Annotated in this window: 6 protein-coding genes; 3 read left to right on the forward strand and 3 right to left on the reverse strand. The window is 55.7% G+C overall.

From position 1 onward, the window contains the following. Together WB528_RS15630 and WB528_RS15635 are read right to left on the reverse strand one after the other, a co-directional pair. On the reverse strand, window positions 1–501 hold a 501-nt coding region (locus WB528_RS15630; protein WP_423889318.1), incomplete at its 3' end, for a hypothetical protein. 45 nt (window positions 502–546) lie between these two features. Further along, window positions 547–1,290, reverse strand: a complete 744-nt coding sequence (locus tag WB528_RS15635) for an SDR family NAD(P)-dependent oxidoreductase (protein WP_423889319.1) — start codon at window positions 1,288–1,290, stop codon at window positions 547–549. A gap of 38 nt (window positions 1,291–1,328) precedes the next feature. On the opposite strand from WB528_RS15635, the gene WB528_RS15640 reads away from it, so the two are divergent. From WB528_RS15640 to WB528_RS15650, 3 genes are all read left to right on the forward strand, one after another. Continuing rightward, window positions 1,329–1,811, forward strand: coding sequence for a YdeI/OmpD-associated family protein (locus tag WB528_RS15640; protein WP_423889320.1), 483 nt, complete (start codon window positions 1,329–1,331; stop codon window positions 1,809–1,811). Between the two features lie 287 nt (window positions 1,812–2,098). Further along, the gene (locus WB528_RS15645) at window positions 2,099–2,542 is read left to right on the forward strand and encodes a helix-turn-helix domain-containing protein (protein WP_423889321.1); all 444 of its coding nucleotides are present in this window, start codon (window positions 2,099–2,101) and stop codon (window positions 2,540–2,542) included. Continuing rightward, window positions 2,539–3,147: a mobile mystery protein B gene (locus WB528_RS15650; RefSeq protein ID WP_423889322.1), complete on the forward strand. Its 609-nt coding sequence runs from the start codon at window positions 2,539–2,541 to the stop codon at window positions 3,145–3,147. The genes WB528_RS15645 and WB528_RS15650 overlap by 4 nt, the downstream gene beginning before the upstream one ends. A gap of 51 nt (window positions 3,148–3,198) precedes the next feature. On the opposite strand, the gene WB528_RS15655 is transcribed toward WB528_RS15650, so the two are convergent. Beyond that, window positions 3,199–3,486 (reverse strand): hypothetical protein (locus WB528_RS15655; RefSeq protein WP_423889323.1); only part of this gene is annotated, 288 nt, incomplete at its 5' end.

Consider the following 3,486-nt stretch of genomic DNA (forward strand, 5'->3'; position numbering starts at 1 on the left):
ACGAGAGAACTGCGAGGGCGTGCCTCGGCTGAAGGCCACTATGGCGTTATCGCCCTGGCCGTCGGGGCCGATTCCCGAGGCCAGGAAAAGCCGGCCATCATGGCCGAAAGCAAACCCTCGAGGAAAAGGTACGACTTGGGGTGGCAACACATGCTCCACGGCAGCATCGAGGCTGGTCGAAAAGGCAACGATTGTGCGTTCGCCGCGCAGGCCCACGAAATAACGGCCATCCCGGCCCAAAATCCCACCGCCGGGATTCAGCCCTTCAATCCGGCCGGTATCGCGGACGACCCGGCGATCCGAGGAAATCGCTAACACGCGATCGGTCCCACTGTTTAGAAAGAGCAAATTTTCCATCGGATCGACTGCAAGGCCTCGGGGGTCGTCAATGCGATCATCCTCAATGAATGGCCCGCGGAACGTTCCGTCCAATTCAAAGGCGAGCAGTGCGCCAAATCCATTCCCGTTGGCACCCGATGCGCTTGTGACGAGAAGGGGCATTGCGACAATCCTCAGACACACCCTTTGTGGAATCGCTGCGATATTTCAAATGGCGGTGCGGCCGCCGTCGACGGCAATCTTTGCCCCATAGATAAAACTGGAACGGTCCGTAGCGAGAAACACAATGGCTTCGGCAATCTCGTCGGCTGTCGCCGGACGGCCCGCGGGTGCCTGAGCGGCGAGTTGCTCGAGACCTTCACCCATTGCATCCGTGCCTTCCGTGCGTGTAGGTCCGGGACTGACCGCATTGACGCGAACGCCGCGCGGACCATATTCAGCCGCCCACGCCTTAGTCAGCAAATTAATCGCGGCCTTGCTCGACCCATAGAGGCTCATGCCGGACACCCCATAGTCGGCAACCATCGTCGAAACATTAACGATGGCACCTTTTCCCCTCTTTGCCATCAGCGGAGCAAGTTCCGCGACAAGAAAGTACGGCACCTTCACATTGAGCGAGTACACTCGGTCAAATTCTTCTTCCTTGGTTTGTTCCGTAGGGCCAAACGGGAAGATCCCAGCATTGTTGATCAGGATATCGACGTGGCCATATCCGAGCTCGATCGCCCTTTTCGCCACTTCGCGCGCGCTCGACGCGTTTCCGAGATCAGACGAGATAAAATCCGCTTTTCCTCCTGACGCACGGATTTCTGCGAGCGTCTCGTCGCCGCGCTTCGCGTTGCGACCTACGACTAAAACGTGAATCCCAAGCTTCGCCAGTCTATTAGCTGTCGCTCGGCCAATGCCACTCGTTCCTCCCGTAATAAGAGCTGTCAACGAATTTGTAGCCATTTGCGAATCCCCTTTTTGAAGCGCGTCTTGCTTCGCGAATGTATTTCGTGGGTTCCCTCGCTCGCTTCGGTGGATATCGAAACAACACGTCAGTAAGTACCCCGAGGGCCCCGGGATGGGTGACATTCTTCGCCACCGCAGCACGACCTCGAAATATTCATTTAGACCGGGCCCTAGGAGGATGTCAACATGAACGAAACATCAATGGCCGCGCGGGCCGTGGACCCGTCTCAATCTTTCTAACGAACAGAAGAGAGTCTCTTCATCAACAGCAAACTCCCGCGCCCCGGGCACTCCTGCTCACGAACGTTTCAGAGTATGCAGTTCCTGAGGAGTTGCAGGCCAGGCTGGATGCAGCTCCGGAGCCGCGGGCGGCATTCGAAGCGCTCACGCCGAGACGGAGGAAGTCGTACATCTTTCATATCGCGGGTGCGAAGCAGGTTAAGACGAGGGCAGCGCGGGCGGAGAGGTGTGTCCCAATGATCTTGAGCGGCCGAGGATTCAACGAGCTCACAGATTGAACCCTGTGGCCGCCTGGCGTTTGCAGCAACGAGCTGTTTCTAAAAAAGGCGTCATTACATCACATCGAGCGAGTTCACGACCTAACTGGTTATTTGGAAGGCTGCTCACGCGGTCAGAGAACACCCGGTACGACCACCACAGCGTCGGACAGCGCGGTAGGAATCAAGTAATAGTTGTCATTTTGTCCCAGGATGGCAAGCTCCAACTTGTCACATGATCAAGCAATGACAAGCAATAACTTGACATCTATAACATTTATGTCAAGCTATAACTTGACAGGAGAATTATGAAACGCGAATTCAGACAGTTACGGCTGTCACAGTTAGATCGAAACGTCGAGCTCGCGCGTAGCCTGCCACCTCGACCGTCGGGCGGGTGGCTCGCGTCGGCGCGCGAGGCGCTTGGTCTTAGCCAGCGCCAAGTCGCCAAGAAAATGCGCGCATCCGGACAGGCCATCCAACAGTTTGAACACGCCGAAGCCCAAGACCGCATCACGCTTCGCGCTCTTCGGAGGGTTGCCGGAGCCATGGGCTGTGACTTGGTCTACGTAATCGTGCCGAGGTCTGGTTCGTTCGCGGACTTGGCGGAAGAACCTACGCGCGCGCGCGCAACTCGTGATGTCAAAACCGTCGTCCATACAATGGCGCTCGAAGACCAGAAACCCGAAAACGCCAACCAACTGGCTGAGGATGAAACACAGCGGCGCTTGAATCGCAATAACAATCGATGAACTTCATCCTCAATCACAAATACGCGGACGGGAATACTCCGATTCGGCAAGAAGAAGCCGAACAACTCATTCCCCGCATCAGCACCATGGGCGAACTGAATGAATACGAAGCCCTAAACATTCTGCGGGCTCGCGAATGGGCGTTTGATGGTCGAACGATGAGGGTATCTGATCCCTTGGATGAACTTTATGTCCGAGAGCTCCATAGCCGGATGTTCGACAACGTTTGGAAATGGGCCGGCACGTATCGTCAAACGGAACGAAACACTGGATGCGACCCGAGGGAGATCGTGCAACGCATTCCCCAACTCCTCGCCAACACGCGATACTGGGTCGAGAACCAGACGTTCCCGACTGACGAGGCGCTCCTTCGTTTTCATCACCAATTGACGAGAATACATCCGTTCGCAAATGGAAACGGGCGCCACGCCCGAATGATTGCCGACATCGTCGCCGTAAAGTACGGCCAGGCGGAATTCACCTGGGGTGCCGGAAAAGACCTGGTCGCGCAAGGCGATGCACGCAGCAGGTATCTCGCGGCACTCCGGGCGCTTGATGCAAATGACAACGTAGTGAAGCCCCTTCTCGACTTTGCTCGGTCGTGACATGGGCAGGTCGTGAGTAGGGCATCTGCTTTGAAGTAAGGTGCCCCTCGGCTACATCGTTGTTATATTCCAGTGTCGTTTGGCAACAAAGAGGGCAGGCTTATGGCCGCCGAAAAAGGGAAGATGGGGTGGTTGAAGGCAGTTATCGTAGCCCTCGGAATGTTGGGAATCTTTCAGCTTCAAACCTTCTTCCTTGGAAATGACCTTAAACCAGTAGTGTCCCAACGTTGTGCTTCTTGCCTTCCGTAAATTATTGATGAGGAACGTATAAGCGGCAAATTCTTTTGGTCTCGATTTGAACTCGGAATGCCGGTTCTGCGACCCTGCGGAGCATACCTT

It is taken from the genome of Bradyrhizobium sp. (assembly GCF_049586575.1).
GTDB lineage: Bacteria > Pseudomonadota > Alphaproteobacteria > Rhizobiales > Xanthobacteraceae > Bradyrhizobium.